Raw genomic sequence first — 25,896 nt, 5'->3', positions numbered from 1 at the left:
ACTCCATTAGCAAAAAAGCAAGGTGCGTTTCAATACTGAACCGCACCTTGCTACTATCATTTATCTATTATTAAAATAAACATTTAATGCACCTGCTATATCCTTATTCGAGCCATCTGTCTTGATCTTATAGTGGTCACCGTCAAGGGAAGCTGTAAAATCACTGATCCCTTGCTGTTTTAAGAAGTCATCAATGTCAGAAAGATTCTCACCTTGATTTTTAAGGCTTTTTTTACCAACAAAATCATCATTCACGTATACATCAAACTGGTCCTCATTTAACTTCACTTCGTTTTCTCTGTTAAGATTGTTCATGGCGTACGCAGGGAATAAACCTCCGCCAACTCCGCTGCCGCTATTGCCTGCTCCGTTGTTAAAACTCATCTGAATCCCTCCAGTCGATATCTTCCAATTTCTTTTATATTTCCCGGTTTTATCAGGCGTCACACAAACTGATCACAACTGGAGGGAATTACCTTTATTTACTGGCCGGATTGAGACAGCTCCATTGAGATTAACTCTATAGCTGTATAAATAAAATCAAGACAGCTTTATTGTGAAAGCCTCCAAAGCTGTCAAAATAAAGCTGGAATCGTGACAGCTTTCATGCGGAACCCATCAAAGCTGTCAAAATAAAGCCAGAATCGTGACAGCTTTCGTGTGATACTCATCAAAGCTGTCAAAATAAAGCTGGAATCGTGACAGCTTTCGTACAGAACCCATCAAAGCTGTCAAAAAAAAGCTGGAATCATGACAGCTTTCACCCGGAACCCATCAAAGCTGTCAAAATAAAGCCGGAATCAAGACAGCTTTCACCCGGAACCCATCAAAGCTGTCAAAATAAAGCTGGAAACGTGACAGCTTTCATACAGAACCCATCAAAGCTGTCAAAATAAAGCTGGAAACGTGACAGCTTTCGTACAGAACCCATCAAAGCTGTCAAAATAAAGCCAGAATCGTGACAGCTTTCGTATAGAACCCATCAAAGCTGTCAAAATAAAGCCAGAATCGTGACAGCTTTCATGCGAAACCCATCAAAGCTGTCAAAATAAAGCTGGAATCAAGACAGCTTTATTGTGAAATCTCCAAAGCTGTCAAAATAAAGCTGGAATCAAGACAGCTTTCCGAGGTTATCCCCAAATTTTTGCACCAACACCAACAGTCAAATCAATCAAGACTAATCTCCACCTGAATGCTGACGGAAGTATAGATGACCATTGACTTGATTTTCAGTTTATAGCGCTTGTCATTCACTTTAATGGATTTGTTTTCAATCACTCTGGTGATCAAATCCCTGCTTTTAAAAACTGAATCGAGATCCTTGGCAAGAAGCATGTTCAGCTGCCCCTTTGTCTCCTCTTCTATTTCGTAGATGCTTAGCGTATCAAGTTGCTTATATTTTTTATCGTTGACGATCTTCACCTTAATCTCCTGGACAGTCAAGTTCTCCTGATTTTTTTTGTTTAGTTCTTCATAATCCTCCATCCAGATTTGAATATCACTTTTTAATTCAGCAATCTCATCTTTTTGTTCATGTATGGTCTTCGCATTTTTTTCAAGGGATACACCATTGATATATAGGAACACACACCAGCTCAAGACAGCGCCTATAGCCATACCTGAAAAAAATCTCTGCCATTCAGGCCTGCGGTAATAAGGGGGGATTCTCATTTATATATGCTCCTGCGTCAGCCAGTTGATCAGAAGTGCACCAGTCTGCGCACCGCCCATGGCTGTGAGTATCAACAAGAATTGCTTAAAAATATCCTTTGTTTCACCGTTTAAAAGCCCCCGTTCAAAGCTGTAGACGGTATCAAAGGTACCGCCGATCGCAGCAATGATGGCCCATATCCGGATGGAACTTGAGAACCGGGCAATTTCCGTCATTAAAGGCTGCCCTGTCAAAAATGCGGCCAATCCGCCAATCAGCGAACCGCCAAGCAATACACCAAGCGCGATAAAATAGGCTTCGAATAGATGGGAAGCAAATGGCTGATTCACATAAAACACCCTCAGTAAATGGTAGATTTTTTCCTCGTAGTTCATCATATGGACAATCTGCATTTAATATGTTTAAACTTCCTTGAACAAATGAGAACATATTTTCTTTTTTTACCTTAAAAGCCTATAATGAAAGAAGATGAACCTAACCTTTAAGGGTGTGAGAGAAATGCCATTTATTCACCTTCATGTCTATAGTGCATACAGCCTGCTCACGAGTACGGCAACAATAGAGCAGCTAGTCCGCGATGCCAGGGCAAAAGGATTTTCCGCACTCGCACTGACGGACCGCAATGTAATGTACGGAAGTGTCGCATTTTATAAAGAATGCCTGAGAAACTCGGTCAAACCACTGCTCGGCCTGACTGTTGACGTAGTCAGTCCCACTCTGGAACATGAATCCTTCCCGCTTGTGCTGCTCGCGAAAAACAATGAAGGATTCCAGAACCTGATCAAGATTTCCAGTGCTGTACAGACGAAATCACCTGAGGGAATACCGGTGAAATGGCTGAAACATTACGCTTCAGGCCTATTTGCGATAACTCCAGGAACCCAGGGAGAAATAGAATATTATTTAACAAACGGTGAAAGAGAGCAAGCCCTAAAGACTGTGGATCTATACAAGCAGATCTTTGGCAGTGATAACTTTTACTTATCAATACAGGACCAGGGCCTACCGGGGCAAAAGGAATTAGTCGGTCAGCTGGCAAGGTTAGGCAGTGAAACCAGCACTCCACTGGCAGCTTCCAACCAGGTGCATTATCTGGAAAAAGAAGATTCATTTGCTCAGGAGTGCCTGCTGGCGATCAGGAATGGTGAGAAACTCCAGGATGATGCCCGTGAAAAACTGGGCAGCAGCGAATTTTACTTAAAGCCAGCAATAGAAATGGGTGAGCTGTTCTCAGAGTATCCTGAAGCATTGGAGAATACGCTGAAGATAGCGGAGAACTGTAATGTCATGCTTGACTTTGATACAAGGCATCTGCCAAAGTATCCTGTCGACCCTGGGAAAAATGCAGATGGAATGCTCGAAGAACTGTGCTTTCAGGGGCTTAAAGAGCGGTACGGAAATCCGTCCCAAAAGCATATCGACAGGCTGAAATATGAGCTGTCAGTCATTAAAAAAATGAACTTCAGCGATTACTTCCTGATTGTTTGGGATTTCATAAAATACTCGAGGGAAAGAGGAATCCTCATCGGACCGGGACGTGGTTCGGCAGCTGGTTCGATCGTGTCCTATGTATTGTACATTACCGATGCCGACCCGATTGAACATAATCTTCTCTTTGAAAGGTTCTTGAATCCAGAACGAATTTCGATGCCTGATATCGACATCGACTTCCCTGATAATCGCAGGGATGAGGTGATCGAATATGTCGCCTCCAAATATGGCGAGCTTCATGTAGCACAGATTGCCACTTTTGGAACACTCGCAGCGAAGGCAGCAGTAAGGGATGTTGGCCGCGTTTTCGGCTTGAACGCGAAGGAGCTCGACCGGCTGTCTAGGCTTGTGCCATCGAGACTTGGCATCACCCTGAAAGATGCCATCCAGGAATCTGCCGGGTTAAGGGATTTTATAGAAGAATCCTCCAAGAATAAGAGAATCCTTGAAACGGCAATCAAGCTTGAAGGTCTGCCGCGGCATACCTCGACACACGCTGCGGGAGTCGTGATCAGCGAACAGCCACTTACAAATGTCGTGCCGATTCAATCTGGTCAGTCAAAAGTGTTCCTTACCCAATATTCAATGGATCACCTTGAAGAAATAGGTCTGTTGAAGATGGATTTCCTAGGATTACGGAATCTGACATTAATAGATTCAATCCTTCACTCCATCCAGCAAAAAAACAGGCGCAAGCTGGACATTCATGATATCCCGGTGGAAGATAAAGAAACATTTGAGATGCTTGGAAGGGGAGAGACGACTGGTATCTTCCAGCTGGAATCCGATGGGATGAGAAAAGTACTGATGAAGCTGGGACCAACAAGGTTTGAAGATATTGTCGCAGTCAATGCGCTTTATCGTCCAGGCCCGATGGAAAATATCCCGCTGTTCATAGACCGCAAGCACGGAAGGCAGCCTATAGATTATTACCATAAGGACCTCGAACCGATCCTTGGGGATACATATGGGGTCATCGTCTACCAGGAGCAAATCATGCAGATTGCATCGCAGATGGCCGGATTTTCCCTGGGTGAAGCCGACTTGCTGAGGAGAGCCGTTTCGAAGAAGAAAAAGGAAGTCCTTGACCAGGAACGTGAACACTTTGTGAATGGTGCTTTAAAGAAAGGATATGACACCCAAACAGCGAATCTTATCTATGATCTGATTGTCCGCTTCGCTAACTATGGCTTTAACCGGAGCCATGCAGTCGCATACAGCATGATTGCTTACCAGCTGGCGTACCTTAAAGCTCATTATCCGCTCTACTTTATGGCTGCGCTGCTTACTTCGGCAATCGGAAATGATGTGAAAATCGCGCAGTATGCAAGAGAGCTGCAGCAAATGGAAATCAAACTTCTTCCTCCCTCGATCAACAGAAGTGCTTTTAGCTTCCAGCCAGAAGGGGACGCAGTCCGGTACAGCCTTGCAGGAATTAAAGGAGTAGGCATCGCCTCTCTCAAGGAAATATTCCAGGCGAGAAGAAACCAGCCATTTAAGGATATATTCGATTTTTGTATCCGGGTGCCTCAAAAAGCAGCCACAAGGAAAGTGCTCGAAGCGTTGATTTATTCAGGTGCTTTCGATGAATTCGGGCAGGACCGCGCAGTTCTTTTAGCGACGATTGATGTCGCGATTGAACACGCACAGTTGGTGGCTCCCGATGACTCCGGACAGATTGATATGTTCGCTGAAGCAGAGTTTTCACTGAAGCCAAAGTATACCCAGGTCGACCCGATGCGGATTGAGGATAAGCTCAGCCTCGAAAAGGATGTGCTCGGAGTCTACTTATCCAAGCATCCCGCTTCTATTTACGAACAGGAATTCAAGGCAGCAGGTGTTAAAAAGATCGCCTCTAAATCCCCGGGAAGCAAAGTTAGGCTTGGTGTCTATATTACTGAGGAAAAGAAAATACGGACGAAAAAAGGTGAAGCAATGTCTTTCCTCACTATTAGCGATGCAAGCGGGGAAACAGATGCTGTCGTATTCCCATCTGTATATAAGCAGTATGGACATGTATTGGGTCAGGGAAAAATGGCGCTGCTGGAAGGAAAGTTCGATGAACGTGACGGGAAGAGCCAATTTATCGTGCAACAAGTGCTCGACCTTGAAAAAGAAGCAGAACAAAAACCAGTTCTATATTTGCGGATTGCTAAAGGAACGGACAGTGCTGGCAAGATGAATGAACTCAAAGCTTTATTGAAAAAACATCATGGAGCTGTACCGGTAATAGTGTATAACGAAGAAACCGAGAAATCACTTCTGCTGCCAGGAGAGTTCAGCGTTAAGGCAGAACTTGGAAGTATGGGAGAATTGAAGAAGGTATTGGGTGACAATAATGTCGTCCTGAAGAATTAGTTCTTTACAAGTATAATAGATGTGTTATATTGGAAAAGGATATGTGTGGTCAGACCACTGTAGTAGGCAAACTTTTTTTATAATCAGGTATTTTTTCGCAAATAATTGTCGTTTCTGGAAGAATGCTGTCTTCATCATTCTCGCCGTTTATCAAGCTGTTTCATAGCCGGAAATGAGCAAGACGAAAGCGCCAATCTTTGGCGAAGAAAGCCTATAACTAAGGAGTGGACCTGAGTTGACTTTACGTGAAGAAGCTTTGCACATGCACCGTGTAAACAAAGGTAAATTAGAGTCAAAATCAAAAGTACCTGTAAGGAATGCAAGAGATTTGAGTCTTGCTTATTCTCCGGGTGTGGCGGAGCCTTGCAAGGAAATATATGATAAGCCCGAAACCGTTTATGATTATACAATGAAAGGCAATATGGTAGCGGTTGTCTCTGATGGCACAGCAGTTTTGGGCCTTGGAAATATCGGTCCCGAAGCCGCGCTTCCAGTAATGGAAGGAAAAGCTGTTCTTTTCAAGAGCTTTGCTGGCGTCGATGCCTTTCCGATCTGTTTGAATACAACGGATGTAGATAAAATTGTCGAGACTGTAAAACTGCTTGAGCCGACATTCGGTGGAGTCAACCTGGAAGACATCGCTGCGCCAAACTGCTTCGCTGTGGAAGAACGTTTGAAAAAGGAAACGAATATCCCGGTATTCCATGATGATCAGCACGGAACTGCAATTGTAACAGTGGCTGGTCTCGTGAACGCGCTGAAAATTGTCGGCAAAAAAATGAACGAAATTAAAGTGGTCGCAAACGGAGCTGGAGCTGCGGGAATTGCAATCATTAAGCTTCTATATTCATACGGAGTCCGTGACATCATCATGTGCGATACAAAGGGTGCGATTTATGAAGGACGCCCTAACGGCATGAATGCGATTAAGGACGAAGTTGCTAAATTCACCAACCGTGACAACGTTGAAGGATCCCTTGCAGATGCTATCAGAGGCGCGGATGTATTTATCGGAGTATCCGTCGCTGGAGCGTTGACTTCTGAAATGGTCCAATCGATGAATAACGATCCAATTATTTTTGCGATGGCAAATCCGGTGCCGGAAATCATGCCAGAGGAAGCAAAGGCAGCAGGAGCGGCAGTAATTGGTACAGGCCGGTCCGACTTCCCTAACCAGGTGAACAATGTACTTGCATTCCCTGGAATTTTCCGCGGTGCATTAGATGCCAGGGCTACCCATATCAATGAAAAGATGAAGGTGGCTGCTGTAGACGCAATCGCTAGCCTGATCCAGGAGTCCGAGCTTTCGAGTGATTACGTCATCCCAGGCCCATTTGACCCGCGTGTAGCTCCTGCTGTTGCGGCGGCTGTAGCGAATGCAGCGATGGAAACGGGAGTCGCGCGCATTAAAGTGGATCCAGAAGAAGTCAAAGAGCGCACCAAGCGTCTAGCATTGATTGGAAAAGGTGAGTGATCTCTTAGTGGCACAGCCTGAAAAAAACACAAAAGTATATGTGGAAATCGTCAGGCAGCTTAGAGAAATGATTAATAAAGACGGCTTAAAGCCAGGAGATAAAATCCCATCCGAACGTGAACTTTCAGAGCGCCTGAACGCCGGGCGCTCCTCCGTTCGCGAGGCATTGCGTGCCCTCGAGCTTCTCGGTTTGATCGAGACGAGAAGGGGAGAAGGAACGTTTATGAGGGACTTCCGCGGCAACCAGCTTGTCCAATTATTAAGCACCTTTATCCTGCAGGATGAAAAAGCTAAAGATGATGTGGTAGAAACAAAAAATATGATTGAGGTCGATTGTCTTTATCTTGCGGCTGAAAAGTTTAAGGAAGACGAAATCAAAAGATTAAAGGTCTGGATAGATGACCATAATTTTGAGGACGAGGAATTTTTCAGGAAAATTGCCGAACTTGCTGACAATCATCTTTTTTATCGTATCTGGTATATTCTGAATGATTATTATAATGCACTTCAGCTAAAAGTATCGCCGGCTGAAAAAGCCGATTATCACAAACTGGTAGACTCACTTGAAACAAAAAGAGGAGACTTGATCCTCGAAAGGTATCGCATGCTGCGGAAAATGTCGACAGAATGACGACATGAAGTAACATCTTTTGTAAATAGGATGTTATATACTTGTGGACATGCCTATGATGCCTGGAGGGCAGCCTCTCTTTCTTTTTTGAAATAGTGGTCTGGCCACTTAGTTCTTTTTGACTAAATTTAGGATATTACAAAATAACTAGCATTATTCGGAGGGGGTTATAACTTGCTTAAGGAACTTTTTACGAAAACGAAAAAGAAAAAGTACGCGACAATTCCTTCTGAAGCAGCGAAGCAGGATGTTCCTGAAGGAATCATGACGAAATGCCCGAACTGCAAGAAAATCATGTATACGAAAGAACTGAATAAAAATTGCAAGGTGTGTTTCCAGTGTGGTTACCACCATCAAATGAATTCAGCAGAGCGAATCGACAGCTTTCTCGATACGGGAAGTTTCCGTGAGTTGGACCGCGAGATGGTTTCAGGCAATCCATTAGGATTTCCAGGATATGAGGAAAAGCTCGAAAAGGACCGGGGAAAAACAGGATTAAATGAAGCTGTAGTTACCGGATTAGGCAGTGTGAATGGACTTGATATCGCTATAGCGATCATGGATGCGACTTTCCGGATGGGAAGCATGGGTTCCGTCGTAGGTGAAAAGATTACCAGGGCGATTGAAAAAGCCGATGAATTATCGATACCATTTATCATTTTTACCGCTTCGGGCGGAGCCAGGATGCAGGAAGGTGTCCTGAGTTTGATGCAAATGGCGAAAACAAGCGTCGCATTGAAAAGATTCAGTGATAATGGCGGGTTGATCATCTCCATTATGACTCACCCGACAACAGGTGGAGTTTCCGCGAGTTTTGCCTCGCTTGGCGACTACAATCTAGCAGAACCTGGAGCTTTGATCGGCTTCGCAGGAAGAAGGATCATTGAACAGACAATCCGCGAAGAGCTGCCTGAAGACTTCCAGACATCTGAATTCTTGCTTAAGCATGGACAGCTTGATGCTGTGATCTCGAGAACGGAATTAAAAGAAAAAATCTCAGGAATACTTGAAATCCATCAGCCAGGAGGGACTTTCGAATGGCAGGAGAACTAGAATTTGAGAAACCAGTAATGGAGCTCAGGAAAAAAATCAGTGAGCTCAAGGAATTCACACAGAGTACGGATGTAGATCTTACGGCTGAAATTGATAAATTAGAAACAAGGCTGCAAAAGCTTGAATCTGAAATTTACGAGAACATGAAACCGTGGGACAGAGTGCAGATTGCCCGACATCCTAATCGCCCGACAACGCTTGAATATATCTCTTTGCTGTTTACTGACTTCTTCGAATGTCATGGTGACAGGTCATATGGGGACGATGAAGCAATTGTTGGCGGCATCGCTAAGTTCCACGGCTATCCCGTGACCGTTATCGGCCATCAGCGCGGAAAAGATACAAAGGAAAATATCCGCAGGAATTTTGGCATGCCACATCCCGAAGGTTACCGGAAGGCTTTGCGTTTGATGAAGCAGGCTGAGAAGTTTAAGCGTCCGATTATTTGTTTTATCGATACCAAGGGGGCTTACCCTGGAAAAGCAGCAGAAGAGCGTGGCCAGAGTGAGGCTATTGCCCGAAATCTATTCGAGATGGCAGGACTCACGGTTCCGGTAATCTGTGTGGTCATTGGTGAAGGCGGAAGCGGTGGAGCATTGGCGCTTGGAGTCGGCAATTACATTCATATGCTTGAGAACTCCACGTACTCTGTGATCTCGCCTGAAGGAGCAGCGGCCATTCTCTGGAAAGATTCTACTTTGGCGAAAAAAGCAGCCGAAACAATGAAGATTACGGCACCAGACCTTAAAGGGCTTGGAATCATAGATGAAATCATTCCGGAAGTAAAAGGCGGGGCGCATAAAGATCTAAAACAGCAGGCAAAGTATATGGATAAAGTTTTAAAAGACTCGATGTCCGAACTGCTTGTTCTGGATGAAGAGACACTGCTAAGCCAGCGCTACGAAAAATATAAACGAATTGGAGAGTTTTCGTTTCCAACTGAATTTATAGGGGTAAAATAAAACGTGCGAAACAGCACGTTTTATTTTTATTTTATAAAAATATATCTTGACAAATCGGACATACACCTAAAAGCAGTCATTAATGCGAAGGCAGCTGTGCTGAAAATCCTATTGAAGCGCTTGCAATTACGTGATAATTCCGTCTTATTGTCAATATTGAGGATTCAGTTGAGATACGGTATTCTACGTGGTATTTTAGAAATATTCCCGGGTATTCTGTTTATAATAAGACAAGCTAATATCAGAATACTACGTTTTGTTTTTGGTACAGTACATATTGAATGAGGTGAAAAGATGAAAAGAATTGGTGTTTTGACGAGCGGCGGGGATTCGCCCGGCATGAATGCCGCAGTACGTGCGGTTGTTAGAAAAGCAATCTATCATGATGTAGAGGTTTATGGTGTATTTGGCGGATACGCAGGTTTGATGAGCGGAAATATTAAAAAGCTTGAGCTTGGTTCAGTTGGTGATATCATCCACCGAGGTGGAACGTTCCTTTATTCTGCGCGCAGCGAAGAATTTAAGACAAAGGAAGGCCAGCAAAAAGGAATTGAGCAATTGAATAAGCTTGGGATTGACGGTCTCGTTGTCATTGGAGGAGATGGTTCTTACAGGGGAGCAAAAGCATTGACTGAACAAGGATTCCCTTGTGTCGGTGTACCTGGAACGATTGACAATGATATCCCAGGAACTGAGTTCACAATCGGATTTGATACAGCGCTTAATACTGTCATCGATGCAATCGATAAAATCCGTGATACTGCTTCTTCACATGAAAGGACATTTGTTGTCGAAGTAATGGGACGCAACGCTGGAGATCTGGCATTATGGGCTGGTCTGGCAGGCGGTGCGGAAACGATCCTGATTCCTGAGGATCCACATGACATGAAGGACATAGCTGGCCGCCTTAAAAAAGGCCATGAACGTGGAAAAAAACACAGTATTATTGTTGTAGCAGAAGGTGTCATGAACGGTTATGATTTCGCGAAGCAATTGCAGGAAGAGACTGATTTTGATACACGTGTTACGGTCCTTGGCCATGTTCAGCGCGGAGGAACGCCTACAGCATTCGACCGCGTTCTTGCAAGCAGGCTGGGAGCACGGGCGGTAGAGCTTTTATTGGAAGGCAAAGGTGGACGTGCGGTTGGAATGGAAAAGAATCAATTAGTTGATTACGATATCATCGAAGCTTTGGCAAAAGAGCATACTGTTGACTTGAACTTATATAAATTATCGAAAGAGCTTTCTATTTAATCTCTTTACAGTAAACCAGGAGGTTGCAAGCTATGCGCAAAACAAAAATTGTTTGTACAATTGGTCCCGCAAGTGAAAGTGTAGAAAAATTAGTTCAATTGATTGAAGCAGGTATGAATGTTTCCCGTCTTAATTTCTCACACGGAAATCACGAGGAACACGCAGCACGTATCAAGAATATCAGAGAAGCTGCTGAGAAAACAGGGAAGAAGGTAGGTATCCTTCTTGATACAAAAGGCCCTGAAATCCGCACGAATGATATGGAAGACGGAGCGATCGAGCTTACGACAGGCCAGGAATGCATCGTTTCCATGACAGAGGTTCTAGGCACAGCTGAAAAGTTCTCTGTTACTTATGACCAATTGATTGATGATGTACATCCAGGAGCGAAAATCCTTCTTGATGACGGATTGATCGGTCTGGAAGTTATCAGCATTGACAAGTCTAACAATGAGATTAAAACTAGGGTCCTGAACAGCGGAACGCTTAAGAATAAAAAAGGTGTGAACGTACCAGGTGTTTCTGTTAACCTGCCAGGAATCACAGAAAAAGACGCAAAAGATATCCTATTCGGTGTTGAGCAAGGTGTAGATTTTATCGCAGCATCTTTTGTGCGCCGCGCGACAGATGTGTTGGAAATCCGCCAGCTTCTTGAAGAAAACAACGGTTCCCATATCCAGATCATCCCTAAGATCGAAAACCAGGAAGGCGTCGACAATATCAATGAAATTCTTGAAGTTTCTGATGGCCTGATGGTTGCACGTGGAGACCTTGGTGTCGAAATCCCGGCAGAAGAAGTGCCGCTTGTGCAAAAGGATTTGATTAAAAAGTGCAACACACTTGGCAAGCCTGTCATTACTGCAACACAAATGCTTGACTCCATGCAGCGCAATCCGCGTCCGACACGCGCAGAAGCAAGTGACGTAGCAAATGCGATTTTTGATGGTACAGATGCAATCATGCTTTCTGGTGAAACAGCTGCAGGACAATATCCTGTAGAAGCTGTACAGACAATGCATAATATTGCATCACGTGCAGAACAAGCACTTGATCATAAAGAACTTTTATCAGCTCGCAGTAAAGATACAGAGCACAATATTACAGATGCTATCGGACAATCGGTTGCACATACAGCGTTGAATCTTGAAGTGAACGCAATCATCACACCGACTGAAAGCGGCCATACAGCTCGTATGATCTCAAAATACCGCCCGAAGGCTCCAATCATTGCAGCAACATCGAATGACCATGTTCTTCGCCGCCTGGCTCTAGTATGGGGAGTATATCCACAGCTTGGCCAGAAAGCTGAAACAACAGACGAAATGCTCGCAATTGCAGTAGAAGAAAGTGTAAACAGTGGCCTTGTTTCGCACGGTGACCTTGTCGTCATCACAGCTGGCGTACCGGTTGGAGAAGCAGGCACAACTAACCTGATGAAGATCCATGTAGTAGGCGATATCCTTGCAAAAGCTCAAGGTATCGGACGCAAGTCTGCATACGGAAGAGTAGTCGTTGCAAAGGATGCACAAGAAGCAATCAGTAAGGTAAAACAAGGCAGCATCCTTGTAACAATCGGCTCTGACCGCGAAATGGTCCCGGCGCTTGAGAAGTGTAGCGCCTTGATCACAGAAGAAGGCGGTTTGACAAGCCATGCGGCAGTAGTTGGTTTGAACCTTGGAATCCCTGTTATCGTTGGCGTTGAAAACGCAATGAAGCTATTTGAAGATGGCCAGGAAATTACGGTAGACTCAGCAAGAGGCGTCATCTACAAAGGACATGCCAGCGTTTTATAATCATCATCAAATAAAGCGTGAAATCTTACCGATTTCACGCTTTTATTTTTGAGCCTCTGGTTGCCCGCTTGGGAGTGTCAGAACAAATTTCACTTCGGACAAAACAGCAAGTGATCTTGCTGGAAATGTCCGAAGTCACCCCATGTTCGGACAAAACATCGAGTGATTTTGCTGAAAATGTCCGAAGTCACCCCGTGTTCGGACAAAACATCGAGTTGTCTTGCTGGAAATGTCCGAAGTCATCCCATGTTCGGACAAAACACCGAGTGATTTTGCTGAAAATGTCCGAAGTCACCCCATGTTCGGACAAAACACCGAGTGATTTTGCTGGAAATGTCCGAAGTCACCCCATGTTCGGACAAAACATCGAGTGATTTTGCTGAAAATGTCCGAAGTCACCCCATGTTCGGACAAAACACCGAGTGATCTTGCTAAAAATTGTCCGAAGTCACCCCATGTTCGGACAAAACATCGAGTGATTTTGCTGAAAATGTCCGAAGTCACCCCATGTTCAGACAAAACACCGAGTGATTTTGCTGAAAATGTCCGAAGTCACCCCATGTTCGGACAAAACACCAAGTGGTCTTGCTGGAAATGTCCGAAGTCACCCCATGTTCGGACAAAACACCGAGTGATCTTGCTGAAAATGTCCGAAGTCACCTCATGTTCGGACAAAACAGTATATGGTCTTGCTAAAAATGTCCGAAGTCAACCCATGTTCGGACAAAACACCGAGTGATTTTGCTGAAAATGTCCGAAGTCACCCCATGTTCGGACAAAACATCGAGTGATTTTGTTGGAAATGTCCGAAGTCACCCCATGTTCGGACAAAACACCGAGTGATTTTGCTGGAAATGTCCGAAGTCACCCCATGTTCGGACAAAACACCGAGTGATCTTGCCGGAAATGTCCGCACTCACTAAAGGTGTACCCCTATAGCAATATCTATTACGATTCTTTTCAATCCATCCCAGCAATCAAATTATTGTATTCTCGTCACCTCGCCACGTATAATAGAAGGACACGCTATTTCAAAATATTGAGGTGGAGAATGAAATATATTTTTTTGTTTTTAGTTATTGTTCCGGCTGCTGAGATTGGTGTCCTGCTTCTTTCTGGTCAGACGATTGGCATTTGGCCGACGATCCTGATTATCATCCTTACAGGCTTCCTTGGGGCTTTTTTGGCAAAGCAGCAAGGGTTGGAAACGTTAAGAAGAACTCAGGACCAGTTAGGCAGAGGCATGATGCCAGGAGATGTCATCCTGGATGGAATCAGCATCCTAGTTGGCGGTACTCTTCTCCTGACACCGGGTTTCATTACTGACACTCTGGGATTTTTACTTCTGGCACCACCGACCAGGAAGTTTTTCAAAGCATTAATGCTCAGATTATTCCGTAACTGGATTGATAAAGGTACGATCAAAGTAATTCGTTAACATAGAAAACGCCAACTCATTGGAGTTGGCGTTTTTTTGTAAAATCTGTTTCCGATTGTTTACAGGTAGCGCCTTACAGCCTGGCGACAGCCTTATTTTATAATCACTTCATCTTTGCCTTTAATGAATGTCCAAATATCCCGGAACACATTCGCGCGTTGCAGTGTATTGAAAATCACCAGGATGACTGGACCGACAATCAGCCCGAGGAAGCCGATGGTCTTGAAGCCGACGAACAGAGCAATTAAGGTTGCGAGCGGGTCAAGCCCAATGCTTGATGAGAGTATTTTTGGCTCCATGATCTGCCTTTGGACCAATACAACAACATACAAGACGCCTAAACCGATTGCAGTACTCATTTCACCGGCAATCGCCTCATAGATGATCCACGGGACAAATACAGCCCCCGTACCGAGATATGGAATGATGTCAACTATACCGGTAACCAGGGCAATCGTGATGGCATAATCAATACGTAGGATCAGCAAACCAATCAGGATAATGACGGTAGTGATCGAAACCAGTGTAGCCTGGGCCCTGACAAAACCGAATAATGCCTTTTTTAAATCGTCAAAAACAGTCTTGCTGCTCGTCCTTGCGCGATTAGGCAAAAACCTGGTACCCATTGCCGATAATCTATACCAGTCTTTACTTATGAAGAAGGTCCCTAATAATGAGAAAATGAGGACAGTTGCTGCATTCGGAAACCAGGACAGAATGTTGGGGATTTTCTCAAAAAAGTCTTTGATGAAATTCCCTGTCGTTGTCCCTATGGTCGCGCCGACGTTTTGGATATTATCCATTATCGTATCCTGTTGCCCCGATTCAAGGCTTTGGAACATGCCTGTTAGCTGATTGTAAAGAGGAATTAGTTGAGCAGCAAATAAATGTTCAATATAATCAATCAAAGTAACCAGATGTTCAGGAACAACTTTCGCAAGGTATTCAGCTCCGGAAGCGATCTCGACAACAAGCAATGTAATCAGCCCTGCGAACACCAACATGATCAACACAAGGGAAATGAGTACCGCCAGAGACCTGGGCATTTTTGCCCGCTTCTGGAAAAAGTTGACGAGCGGATTCATCATAAAAGCAATCAGGAAGCCGATGATGAATGGGTAAGTTACTTTGGAAACGAAAAAAAGTGCAAGTGCGCCGGCCACAACGATACCAATGACGAAAATAAAACGTAATGTCCTATGTAGATATACTAGATTCAAACAGGTTCCTCCTTTTGGAATGGCCAACTGGATGCCAATACTGTTTGTATATCTTAAAAGCTTGATGCCAGTCCTGAAAGTTTCCTAAAATATACGGCTTATAATTTTAAAAGATTCGATTTAATTTTTAAAAATCCTTTAAAATATAAAATATCTCAGAGAAAGACTTCTTTGATATGCTGATATGAAAACAAAATTATATTATTAACGCCCGGAGTGACTTTTGAAATGGAATTCGTAAAAAGGGTGTCAAAATATAATAATGAATTCTGCTCAAAGCAGTTTATTCAAAAGTGAAATTGTGCATTTAAACAATCATCTAAAGCGTATAATCAGTACGTGCAACAACCTTTAATCCTACCTATTTGGTGTAATATTTTTAATTATGTTACAATAGTTTTAACCGTGGAAGGATGACAAATTTATGCTTGAGCCTATGCTTTTTTTACTAACTTTATTGGCGATTGCTTTTCTGGCGAAAAACCAATCGTTAATTATTGCGGTCCTGGTCCTGCTTGTGATGAAGATTGCTGGTGTTGAAGCCAAAACATTTTCGCTGCTCCAGGGTAAAGGTATAAACTGGGGAGTAACGGTTATCACTATTGCTGTCCTGGCGCCCATTGCCAGCGGTGATATTGGCTTCAAAGATTTAGGTGGTGCTTTCAAGTCACCCTATGCATGGATTGCCCTGATATCCGGGATGGCAGTTGCTCTGCTTGCGAAAGGCGGAGTTACCTTGCTGGCCGAAGATCCCCATATAACGACCGCTCTTGTCCTGGGAACAATTTTGGCCGTATCATTATTCAAAGGAGTAGCAGTTGGTCCTTTGATTGGTGCCGGCATTGCATTTGCGGCTATGAAAATCTTTGAATTTTTTAAATAGCTTTTTTGTAAAATAATATTTTATATTGATTTAAGTTGTTTTCATTCACAAATGTCAGATAATTGTTTATAATAGGACTTGTAACTGCTTCCATTCCCCTGTATAGGCCTGGGGATTAGAAGAGTATCCACGGTTTTTTAATTTAACAAAATGTAAGCATTTTCTTTTTTTGCCGGTTGCCTGAGCAAGCGCTCGATACCCATCGTATTTAGGGCATTTCGGCTGGAATCGGTCTGTCGCCGGCGTATGGTCCGGCTTTTCGCATAAAGTGTCAGAAATTTCTTTTTTTCTGATATCGCTGTTTTTAACAGCAATTCAACATACAGACAAAATGGGATATGGGGAAATTAACTACAAAGGAGAGATTGAGTATGACAGTAACACGTGGTCTTGAAGGGGTAGTGGCAACAACATCTTCTATCAGCTCTATTATTGATGACACGCTTACTTATGTAGGCTATGACATTGACGATCTAGCTGAAAATGCTAGTTTCGAAGAAGTGATTTACTTATTATGGCACCGCAAGCTTCCTACAGCAGCAGAATTGGACGAATTGAAAAAGCAGCTTGCAGAGAATGCGGCTTTGCCGAAAGAAGTTCTTGAGCATTTCAAGATGTACCCTATTGATAAAGTCCATCCGATGGCTGCAGTTCGCTCGGCTGTATCTCTTTTAGGATTATATGATGATGAATCAGATGTAATGGAAAAAGAAGCGAATTACCGCAAAGCGATCCGCCTCCAGGCAAAGATGCCAGCTATCGTTACGGCTTTCGCAAGAGTAAGGAAAGGTCTTGAGCCAATCGCGCCAAGAGAAGACCTTAACTTCGCGGCAAACTTCCTTTACATGCTGACTGGGGAAGAGCCAGATGAAATAGCAGTAGAAGCAATGAACAAGGCGCTAGTGCTTCATGCTGACCATGAGCTTAACGCTTCAACATTCACTGCGCGTGTCTGCGTTGCAACACTATCTGATGTGTATTCCGGTGTTACAGCTGCGATTGGTGCATTGAAAGGCCCACTTCATGGAGGAGCAAATGAAGCAGTTATGAAAATGCTGACTGAAATCGGCACTCTTGAAAATGTTGAGCCGGCAATCCGCGGAAAGCTTGCGAACAAAGAAAAGATCATGGGCTTTGGACACCGCGTATACCGCCTGGGAGATCCTCGTGCGAAACATTTGAGAGAAATGTCCAAGAGGCTTACTGGGCTGACTGGAGAACCTCATTGGTACGAAATGTCCACTAAGATTGAAGAAATCGTTACAGGCGAAAAGAACCTTCCGCCAAATGTGGACTTCTACTCAGCATCTGTATACCACAGCCTTGGCATCGATCATGACCTGTTCACGCCGATCTTTGCTGTAAGCCGTGTTTCCGGTTGGCTTGCACATATCCTTGAACAGTATGACAACAACCGCCTGATCCGCCCTCGTGCAGACTATACAGGTCCTGGCAAGCAAGAATATGTTGCCATCGAAATGAGATAATTATTAGAGATAAAGGAGCAATATTTTACTTTTTAGTGAAAAATTGTTCTAATAGGAGAGTGAAGGAAGCTGGTTATCCAAACAATTTTTTATAAATCGATGGATACACGGCTTCCCAAAAGAAGGTTAGTGGCAATCTCGCCTGCTAACCTTTGATTCTGTTAATGAATTAGGATTTTGGAGGGAGAGAATAATATGCAAGGTGAAAAAATTACAGTTAAAGATGGAGTTTTAAACGTACCAAACAATCCAATCGTTCCTTTTATCGAAGGTGACGGTACAGGTCCGGACATCTGGGCAGCTTCTGTCCGCGTTCTTGATGCAGCAGTTGAAAAAGCATACAAGGGTGAGAAAAAGATTGTCTGGAAAGAAGTTCTTGCTGGAGAAAAGGCATTCAACCAGACTGGTGAGTGGCTTCCAAGCGAAACTTTAGAATTAATCAATGAATACTTAATCGCGATTAAGGGACCTTTAACAACACCAATCGGTGGCGGAATCCGCTCTCTTAACGTTGCATTGCGCCAGGAACTTGACCTATTTGTCTGCCTGCGCCCTGTTCGCTGGTTTGAAGGTGTTCCTTCTCCTGTAAAGCGTCCTCAAGACACTGACATGGTTATTTTCCGTGAAAACACTGAAGATATCTATGCTGGTATCGAGTATGCAAGCGGATCTGACGAAGTCAAAAAGCTTATTGGATTCCTGCAAAACGAAATGGGTGTAAATAAAATCCGTTTCCCTGAAACTTCAGGTATCGGTATCAAGCCTGTTTCCAAAGAAGGAACAGAGCGCCTTGTACGTTCAGCGATCAATTACGCCATCACAGAAGGCCGTAAATCATTAACGCTTGTACATAAAGGCAATATCATGAAATTCACAGAAGGCGCGTTCAAAAACTGGGGTTATGAACTTGCTGAAAAGGAATTCGGTGATAAGGTATTCACTTGGGCTCAATATGACAAGATTAAGGAAGAACAAGGTACTGATGCAGCAAACAAAGCTCAGTCTGACGCAGAGGCTGCTGGCAAGATCATCGTTAAAGATGCGATTGCTGATATCTTCCTTCAGCAAATTCTTACACGTCCGAAAGAGTTCGATGTTGTTGCAACAATGAACCTTAACGGAGATTACATTTCTGATGCACTTGCAGCACAGGTAGGCGGTATCGGTATCGCTCCTGGAGCAAACATCAACTATGAAACTGGCCACGCTATTTTCGAAGCGACACATGGTACTGCTCCGAAATATGCTGGTTTGGATAAAGTTAACCCATCTTCTGTTATCCTTTCAGGCGTTCTTATGCTTGAGCACCTTGGTTGGACTGAAGCAGCTAACTTGATCGTCAAGTCAATGGAAAAATCAATCGCATCTAAGGTTGTAACATATGACTTTGCTCGTTTGATGGATGGAGCTACAGAAGTCAAGACCTCTGAGTTCGGTGATGAACTGATCAAGAACATGGGCTAAAAATGTGCGGAAGGCTATCCTTTTTAAGGATAGCCTTTACATAAATAACATATATTTTTAAAAATATATTCGTTCTGAGGAGGAAGCCTTATGTCATTGAAACGCAAAAAGATTTCAGTCATTGGTGGAGGATTCACAGGAGCAACAACAGCATTCTTGCTAGCACAGAAGGAACTTGGGGATGTAGTATTAGTCGATATCCCGCAAATGGAAAACCCTACAAAGGGTAAGGCGCTTGATATGCTTGAAGCGAGCCCAGTCCAAGGCTTTGACGCGAACATTACCGGTACTTCGAGCTATGAAGATACGAAAGACTCAGATATCGTTGTTGTTACAGCTGGTATTGCGCGCAAACCTGGCATGAGCCGTGATGACCTTGTCCAGACGAACCAAAAAATCATGAAAAGTGTAGCCCAGGAAATCGCCAAGCACTCCCCTGATAGTTTCATCGTTGTATTGACTAATCCAGTTGATGCGATGACTTATACTATTTTCAAAGAGTCCGGCTTTCCTAAAAATCGCGTAATCGGCCAATCGGGCGTATTGGACACTGCTCGTTTCCGTACATTCGTAGCTCAGGAATTAAACCTGTCTGTTAAAGACGTTACAGGTTTCGTTCTTGGAGGCCACGGCGATGACATGGTTCCACTTGTGCGTTATTCATATGCAGGGGGCATTCCTCTTGAAACACTTATTCCAAAAGAACGCCTTGATGCTATCGTAGAACGCACTCGCAAAGGCGGCGGCGAAATCGTCAACCTACTTGGGAATGGCAGCGCTTACTATGCGCCGGCAGCTTCCCTAGTTGAAATGTGTGAAGCGATCTTGAAGGATCAGCGACGCGTATTGCCATCCATTGCATATCTAGAAGGAGAGTATGGTTACGAAGGAATTTACCTTGGAGTTCCAACAATCCTTGGCGCTGGCGGAATCGAGAAAGTAATCGAGCTTGAATTGACTTCAGAAGAAAAAGCAGCACTTGATAAGTCTGCAGAAGCAGTCCGCAACGTTATGGCTGTACTTGCTTAATCGTTAGCATATCACTAGTAAATAAAAAAAATCGGGGAATATTCCCCGATTTTTTTACAAAAATTATAAAGTATATGAATTTGGGACAAGAGATGGGAATGAACATTCCTGAACTTCTATTACAAAGGGGTAAATGCTATGCTGCTTGGAAGAAAACGTAAGCTTGGCAGGAAAATAGAAGAAATCACTGTCGGAGAAAAATTAACATTAACAGAAAAAATCGAAGATAAAGACCTTCTCTTATATTTGGGATTGACGAATGATGCCAATCCTTTGTATATTCAGCATGATTACGCGTCACAGACGCCTTATGAAAAACCGATTGTGCCGGCAATCATGCTGAATGGGATCATCACTTCAGCTGTTTCAAAATATCTCCCAGGACCAGGGAGCCATATTCTGAAGCAGGATATTGAGTATGTGAAGCCTGTATACCATTATGGTACAGTCCAATTCCTTTTTGAAGTAACCGAAGTGATCAGGAGTAAGCATAATATTGAAATTTCGGTTACAGGAAAAAATGAAGAAGATGAGACAGTTGTAAAGGGGCTGCTGCTCGTCTGTCCTCCATATCCTGTCCAGCGTATGGAAGGCAAAGCATTAGAAAACTTTTAAATTTTTTCGGGATGTACAATAATTGTGCATCCCTTTTTGTTTATCATTTGATTTTATCGGTTGGGTTGATATTATAATGTAAATAGAGCTATTGGATGAAGGCTGTTTTCGTAAGATTGTTGTTAAAATCCTAAAGTCTCAAATTTTGTAGTCACTAGCAACAAAGTTTGAGAAAAGAGCTTGGATGAAACAGGGGTAATAACTTTTTTTGGAGGCTTATATGAACAAGAAGGTCTTGGTTGTGGATGATGAACAATCTATTGTGACACTGCTGAAGTATAATCTCGAACAGGCTGGTTATTCAGTGGTAACCGGTATGGACGGCGAGGAAGGAATCCGCCTTGCAGCTGATGAAAAACCAGATTTGATGATTTTGGATTTGATGCTTCCGAAGCTCGATGGCATGGAAGTATGCAAGCAGCTCAGGCAGCAGAAAATCAATGTGCCGATTCTGATGCTGACGGCAAAAGATGACGAATTTGACAAAGTGCTTGGTCTGGAGCTGGGCGCTGATGATTACATGACTAAGCCGTTCAGTCCGCGTGAGGTTGTAGCAAGGGTAAAAGCCATTCTCAGAAGGACGCAGACACAGCCAGAAATAGTTGAGGAAAAGCCTGAGGATGAGGGGCAAATCAAGATAGGTGATGTTAAAATCATTCCGGATTTCTATGAAGCTTATTTTATGGAAAACTTGCTTGAATTGACTCCAAAAGAATTCGAGTTGCTCCTTTACCTGGCAAAGAATAAAGGCAGAGTGCTGACTCGTGACCAGCTGCTCAGCGCTGTGTGGAATTATGACTTTGCGGGAGATACAAGAATTGTAGATGTACATATAAGCCACTTACGGGAAAAAATCGAACAGAATACGAAAAAGCCATCCTATATCAAAACAATACGAGGCCTGGGATATAAGCTGGAGGAACCAAAGGGAGAATGACAAAGTACCGGACACGTCTCTTGTTTGCCCTCATTACCCTGATCATCATCGTCTTGGTGGGCTTGGGCCTGCTTTTAGGGCAATTATTCAAGAATTACTACATTAATTCATTCAATGAACGGCTGAAGATCGAAATGAACCTTTTAACCTCCAATATCGAACAAAATGGAGGACTCACATCGCTGGACAACGAAGAAATTTCGCGGATGAGCGGCCTGCTTAACGCAAGGATCACCATCGTTGATCTTGAGGGTGATATCCATTATGACACGGGTGAACTATCAAGCACGAAAATCAATAGGCACAGGGATATTATTGGCGACATCGTTGAAGGGACTCCTGAAGAGCAGAGTGACCTGGAAGTAGGCGGAGGTTATGATCTGCATTATTATTGGAAACCGCTCATTCATGACGGCGAAAAAGAAGGCTATGTTTTTTTAACAACAAAGATTGATGAACTGCAGAAAGCTTATCGTCAAATCTGGTGGATTCTTACCGTTAGCCTTGGCATGGCATTAATGGTCATCATCCTTCTTGGCACAAGGATCACCAACCGCTATACGAAACCGATCGAGTCTGCGACAAACGTCGCGATCGAGCTGGCAAAAGGAAATTATCGGGCCAGGACATATGAGGATCATATTGATGAAACAGGCATGCTGAGTTCGTCTATCAATATTCTTGCCAGAAATCTTCAGGAACTGATGAAGCTGAAAGAATCCCAGCAAGACAGATTGACCACACTGATTGAAAATATGGGCAGCGGTTTGATTCTGATCGACAGCAGGGGCTTTATCAACTTGATTAATAAGCCTTACAAGGAAATTTTTAATGTGGAGGCTTCTGAATACCTCTACAAACTTTACTATGAAGTAATTGACCATGAAGAAATCACCCAGATGGTCGAAGAGATTTTCATGACAGAGCAAAAAGTACGGAAGCAAGTTGTTTTGCCATTGGAAATCGAACGACGCCATTTCGAAGTTTATGGAGTGCCGATTATCGGGACAAACAATGTCTGGAAGGGAATCCTTCTCGTTTTCCATGATATTACGGAACTCAAAAAACTGGAACAGATGAGGAAGGACTTTGTGGCAAATGTCTCGCATGAACTTAAGACACCAATTACCTCGATTAAAGGTTTTTCGGAAACGCTGCTGGATGGTGCGATGCATGATAAGGCAACACTTGAAGCATTCCTCGAAATCATTTTAAAGGAAAGTGACCGTCTTCAGGTATTGATCCAGGAATTGCTGGACCTTTCGAAGATTGAGCAACATGGTTTCCGGCTGACTATAGGGACAGTTGATCTCATAAAAGAAGCCAATGAAGTTATTGAGATTTTAAAAGGAAAAGCAGCACAAAAGGATATTATGCTGAAGCTCAGTCAGCACACTGCAGAGGCAGTTATTGAAGGAGATCCAGACAGGCTCAAGCAGGTGCTGATCAACCTTGTCAGCAATGCAATTACCTACACTCCAAATGGCGGAAGTGTAGAGATTTCTTTAACTGACCAGGAAGATTCCGTTTCAATTGTAGTCAAGGATTCAGGTATAGGGATCGAAAAGAGCGAAATAACGAGGATCTTTGAACGATTTTATCGGGTGGACAAGGCAAGAAGCCGGAACTCCGGCGGAACAGGGTTAGGCCTCGCCATCGTCAAACACATTGTTGAAGCACATAAAGGACATATCGAAGTTGACAGCCAGATTGGCAAAGGTACAACGTTTACGATCAAGCTCTTTAAAAAGTTGCCTCAATAGGGGAGATCAATTGAGGGTCATATGAGTACAATAGCTAATTAGCAAGTCCAATTCGTAACTGAATTGGGCTTCTTTCTTGTTCCGGCGGAATGCGAAGCTGCTGGAACTAAAAACAACATTCAGATTAAAAAGCCCCAAATTTACATTCACTTAACAAAAGGTTTATTTTTCCTTAACACTACCTTGCTACAATCATTAGTGAAAACCCCTTCATCCAAGGAGCTAGAGAAAAGCACAAGCTGACCCCGCTTGTGCTTTTTTCATATGTCATGTATACAAAAACCACCATTATAACAAAACTGTATTTCATTTATCATTCTTTTGAAACTTTTACTGTTTATAAACGTAAAAACAAACATAGACAGAAACACAGGAAGAGGGGAATGAGATGGTAAGCTTAAAGCAAATTTACGTGACGGGCGGAATTGTCGTCCTGGCCATTATTTTAGGTGTTTCGGCGTTCACTACATGGTATACGGTCGATGAATCTGAACAGGCTGTGATTTTGACGTTTGGAAAAGTGGAGGAAGGGATTAGCGAACCGGGGTTGCACTTTAAGCTGCCTTGGCCAATCCAGAGTGTCGAGAAATTATCGAAAGAAACTTTCAGCCTCCAGTTTGGTTATGAGGAAAAGAATGGGAAAATCCAGGAGTTCCCTGATGAAACAAAGATGATTACCGGCGACGAAAACATCGTGCTTGCCGACCTGGTTGTACAATGGAAAATAACCGACCCGGAAAAGTATTTATATAACGCCGATAATCCGAGGGAAATCTTGTATGACGCTACTTCAGCGTCAGTAAGAAGCATTATCGGAAGTTCTCTAATCGATGACGCATTGACTTCAGGTAAAGCTGAAATCGAAGCAGAGGTCCGTGACTTATTGTCCTCATTGATTGAAAAGTATGATATGGGTGTATCCGTCCTAGGTGTAAAGCTACAGGATGTTGAATTGCCAAATGAAGAAGTGCGCAAGGCTTTTACCGATGTTACGGATGCGCGTGAAACAATGAACACGAAAATCAATGAGGCAAAGAAATACCGCAACCAGAAGTTGAACGAAGCCCAGGGGGAAAAGGATGCGCTGATCTCAAGAGCGGAAGGGGAAAAAGCTGCGAGGATTGAACGGGCTAGAGGTGACGTGGCGGTATTCAATAAACTGCTTGTTGAATACAAAACCAATCCGGACATCACAAGACAGCGTTTAATTCTGGAAACGCTTGAGCAAGTTCTGCCGGGAACAGAAATTTACATCATGAATGATGATGGCAATACAATGAAGTATTTCCCGATTCGTCCGCTTGAAGCAGATAAACCGAAGTCAGAGAAGGAAGGCAGTGAAAAGAATAATGGCTGATCAAAACGTGATTGATATAAATGAACGCAGTGGCGGGTCATGGCGGAAATATACCAAATTCGGGATTTTTCTGGTCATCCTTATTGCGCTGCTTGCCTTTATTTTCACTAATGTTTTTATCGTTAAGCAAGGTGAGTATAAGGTGGTTAGGCAATTTGGAGAGGTTGTAAGGATTATCAAAGAACCTGGTTTAAATTACAAAGTTCCGTTTATCCAGAGTGTCACCACACTGCCTAAATACCAGCTGACTTATGATGTATCCCAGGCTGAAATCAATACGAAGGACAAAAAGAGAATGTTGATCGACAATTATGCCATCTGGCGAATTGAAGATCCCAAAAAGATGATTTCCAATGCGAGAACGCTGGAAGGTGCGGAATCAAGGATGGAGGAATTCATCTATTCCGTTGTCCGTTCTGAGCTTGGTAAGCTGGATTATGACGAAATCATTAATGATGAAAAATCCTCCCGCGGTTCATTGAATGACAGGGTGACGGAAAAAGTCAATGAACTGCTCGATGGTGGAAATTATGGAGTCGTTGTGACAGATGTTCGCATGAAGAGAACCGATCTACCGGCAGAAAACGAAATGTCGGTATTTACGAGAATGATTTCCGAACGTGAATCAAAGGCCCAGGAATACCTTTCCATGGGTGATGCAGAGAAAAACAGAGTCATTGCCCAGACGGACAGGGAAGTGAAAGAGCTTCTCGCAAAGGCATCAGCAGACGCTGAGACCATCCGAGGCGAAGGGGAAGGGGAAGCTGCTAAAGTATACAACCAAACATTCTCCAAAGACCCAGAATTCTATTCAATGTTCCGCACACTGGAATCTTATAAAAAGACAATCAACGGCGAAACCGTCATTGTCCTCCCATCTGATTCACCGTACGCAAGAATGCTGATGGGTTACACAAATTAAAAACAGAAAGCGCAAGCGCCTTGTTCAGCCCCGACAAGCGCTGGAGAGCCTGCCAGTGAAGTCGTTCTTTGACTTCATGGCTGGATAAGCGAC

General features: G+C 43.5%; 21 protein-coding genes. 17 read left to right on the top strand and 4 right to left on the bottom strand.

Translation table 11 applies throughout. The features are described from left to right. Positions 1-60 precede the first annotated feature (60 nt). The 3 genes from AC0VX7_RS18285 to ytrH all read right to left on the bottom strand — a co-directional run bounded on the left by AC0VX7_RS18285 (position 61) and on the right by ytrH (position 2,049). The gene (locus AC0VX7_RS18285) at positions 61-384 is read right to left on the bottom strand and encodes a hypothetical protein (protein ID WP_475425327.1); all 324 of its coding nucleotides are present in this window, start codon (positions 382-384) and stop codon (positions 61-63) included. 783 nt (positions 385-1,167) lie between these two features. Further along, a complete protein-coding gene (gene ytrI / locus AC0VX7_RS18280; protein ID WP_475425326.1) occupies positions 1,168-1,671 on the bottom strand; it encodes a sporulation membrane protein YtrI in 504 nt (167 codons plus the stop codon). Further along, positions 1,672-2,049, bottom strand: a complete 378-nt coding sequence (ytrH, locus tag AC0VX7_RS18275; RefSeq protein ID WP_475425325.1) for a sporulation membrane protein YtrH — start codon at positions 2,047-2,049, stop codon at positions 1,672-1,674. Positions 2,050-2,170: 121 nt separating this feature from the next. Here ytrH and dnaE point away from each other — a divergent pair, with 121 nt between their 5' ends. The 8 genes from dnaE to AC0VX7_RS18235 all read left to right on the top strand — a co-directional run bounded on the left by dnaE (position 2,171) and on the right by AC0VX7_RS18235 (position 14,126). Next, positions 2,171-5,521: a DNA polymerase III subunit alpha gene (gene dnaE / locus AC0VX7_RS18270; protein ID WP_475425324.1), complete on the top strand. Its 3,351-nt coding sequence runs from the start codon at positions 2,171-2,173 to the stop codon at positions 5,519-5,521. 235 nt (positions 5,522-5,756) lie between these two features. Next, the gene (gene ystJ / locus AC0VX7_RS18265; protein ID WP_475425323.1) at positions 5,757-6,995 is read left to right on the top strand and encodes an NADP-dependent malic enzyme; all 1,239 of its coding nucleotides are present in this window, start codon (positions 5,757-5,759) and stop codon (positions 6,993-6,995) included. Between the two features lie 67 nt (positions 6,996-7,062). Further along, positions 7,063-7,626: a FadR/GntR family transcriptional regulator gene (locus AC0VX7_RS18260; protein WP_475428196.1), complete on the top strand. Its 564-nt coding sequence runs from the start codon at positions 7,063-7,065 to the stop codon at positions 7,624-7,626. A gap of 174 nt (positions 7,627-7,800) precedes the next feature. After that, the gene (gene accD, locus AC0VX7_RS18255) at positions 7,801-8,679 is read left to right on the top strand and encodes an acetyl-CoA carboxylase, carboxyltransferase subunit beta (protein WP_475425322.1); all 879 of its coding nucleotides are present in this window, start codon (positions 7,801-7,803) and stop codon (positions 8,677-8,679) included. Beyond that, the gene (gene accA / locus AC0VX7_RS18250; RefSeq protein ID WP_475425321.1) at positions 8,664-9,641 is read left to right on the top strand and encodes an acetyl-CoA carboxylase carboxyl transferase subunit alpha; all 978 of its coding nucleotides are present in this window, start codon (positions 8,664-8,666) and stop codon (positions 9,639-9,641) included. Before accD ends, accA begins: the two co-directional genes overlap by 16 nt. Before the next feature lie 294 nt (positions 9,642-9,935). Next, a complete protein-coding gene (gene pfkA, locus AC0VX7_RS18245) occupies positions 9,936-10,895 on the top strand; it encodes a 6-phosphofructokinase (RefSeq protein ID WP_041968054.1) in 960 nt (319 codons plus the stop codon). A 32-nt stretch (positions 10,896-10,927) separates the two neighbouring features. After that, positions 10,928-12,688 carry a pyruvate kinase gene (gene pyk / locus AC0VX7_RS18240; protein ID WP_475425320.1) on the top strand — a complete coding sequence of 587 codons (1,761 nt, stop codon included), beginning with the start codon at positions 10,928-10,930 and terminating at the stop codon, positions 12,686-12,688. Between the two features lie 1,051 nt (positions 12,689-13,739). After that, complete coding sequence (locus AC0VX7_RS18235) at positions 13,740-14,126, top strand: FxsA family protein (RefSeq protein ID WP_475425319.1); 387 nt, start codon at positions 13,740-13,742, stop codon at positions 14,124-14,126. A 92-nt stretch (positions 14,127-14,218) separates the two neighbouring features. Here the strand turns inward: AC0VX7_RS18235 and ytvI are convergent, their stop codons facing one another. Next, positions 14,219-15,346 carry a sporulation integral membrane protein YtvI gene (gene ytvI / locus AC0VX7_RS18230; RefSeq protein WP_475425318.1) on the bottom strand — a complete coding sequence of 376 codons (1,128 nt, stop codon included), beginning with the start codon at positions 15,344-15,346 and terminating at the stop codon, positions 14,219-14,221. A 424-nt stretch (positions 15,347-15,770) separates the two neighbouring features. Between ytvI and AC0VX7_RS18225 the strand changes: the two genes are divergently transcribed. The 9 genes from AC0VX7_RS18225 to hflC all read left to right on the top strand — a co-directional run bounded on the left by AC0VX7_RS18225 (position 15,771) and on the right by hflC (position 25,803). Beyond that, positions 15,771-16,229, top strand: a complete 459-nt coding sequence (locus AC0VX7_RS18225) for a DUF441 domain-containing protein (RefSeq protein WP_226603646.1) — start codon at positions 15,771-15,773, stop codon at positions 16,227-16,229. Between the two features lie 371 nt (positions 16,230-16,600). Beyond that, positions 16,601-17,716 (top strand): citrate synthase, encoded by a 1,116-nt coding sequence (gene citZ / locus AC0VX7_RS18220; protein WP_041966467.1) that lies wholly within the window; start codon positions 16,601-16,603, stop codon positions 17,714-17,716. Positions 17,717-17,911: 195 nt separating this feature from the next. Beyond that, positions 17,912-19,180: an NADP-dependent isocitrate dehydrogenase gene (icd, locus tag AC0VX7_RS18215; RefSeq protein ID WP_215037112.1), complete on the top strand. Its 1,269-nt coding sequence runs from the start codon at positions 17,912-17,914 to the stop codon at positions 19,178-19,180. 90 nt (positions 19,181-19,270) lie between these two features. Then, positions 19,271-20,209, top strand: coding sequence for a malate dehydrogenase (gene mdh / locus AC0VX7_RS18210; RefSeq protein WP_214905881.1), 939 nt, complete (start codon positions 19,271-19,273; stop codon positions 20,207-20,209). Positions 20,210-20,347: 138 nt separating this feature from the next. Next, the gene (locus tag AC0VX7_RS18205; protein ID WP_475425317.1) at positions 20,348-20,824 is read left to right on the top strand and encodes a MaoC/PaaZ C-terminal domain-containing protein; all 477 of its coding nucleotides are present in this window, start codon (positions 20,348-20,350) and stop codon (positions 20,822-20,824) included. Between the two features lie 220 nt (positions 20,825-21,044). Then, a complete protein-coding gene (locus AC0VX7_RS18200; protein WP_475425316.1) occupies positions 21,045-21,761 on the top strand; it encodes a response regulator in 717 nt (238 codons plus the stop codon). Beyond that, positions 21,758-23,524: a two-component system histidine kinase PnpS gene (gene pnpS / locus AC0VX7_RS18195; RefSeq protein ID WP_475425315.1), complete on the top strand. Its 1,767-nt coding sequence runs from the start codon at positions 21,758-21,760 to the stop codon at positions 23,522-23,524. The genes AC0VX7_RS18200 and pnpS overlap by 4 nt, the downstream gene beginning before the upstream one ends. Positions 23,525-23,912: 388 nt before the next feature. Next, the gene (gene hflK / locus AC0VX7_RS18190; RefSeq protein ID WP_215037116.1) at positions 23,913-24,881 is read left to right on the top strand and encodes an FtsH protease activity modulator HflK; all 969 of its coding nucleotides are present in this window, start codon (positions 23,913-23,915) and stop codon (positions 24,879-24,881) included. After that, positions 24,874-25,803 (top strand): protease modulator HflC, encoded by a 930-nt coding sequence (gene hflC, locus AC0VX7_RS18185; protein ID WP_475428195.1) that lies wholly within the window; start codon positions 24,874-24,876, stop codon positions 25,801-25,803. The genes hflK and hflC overlap by 8 nt, the downstream gene beginning before the upstream one ends. Positions 25,804-25,896: the final 93 nt, after the last annotated feature.

The sequence above is a fragment of the Mesobacillus sp. QJM3NY_10 genome (assembly GCF_056173465.1).
The sequence above is the reverse complement of the archived record's forward strand: the minus strand, read 5'-3'. Positions and strand labels throughout refer to the sequence as shown.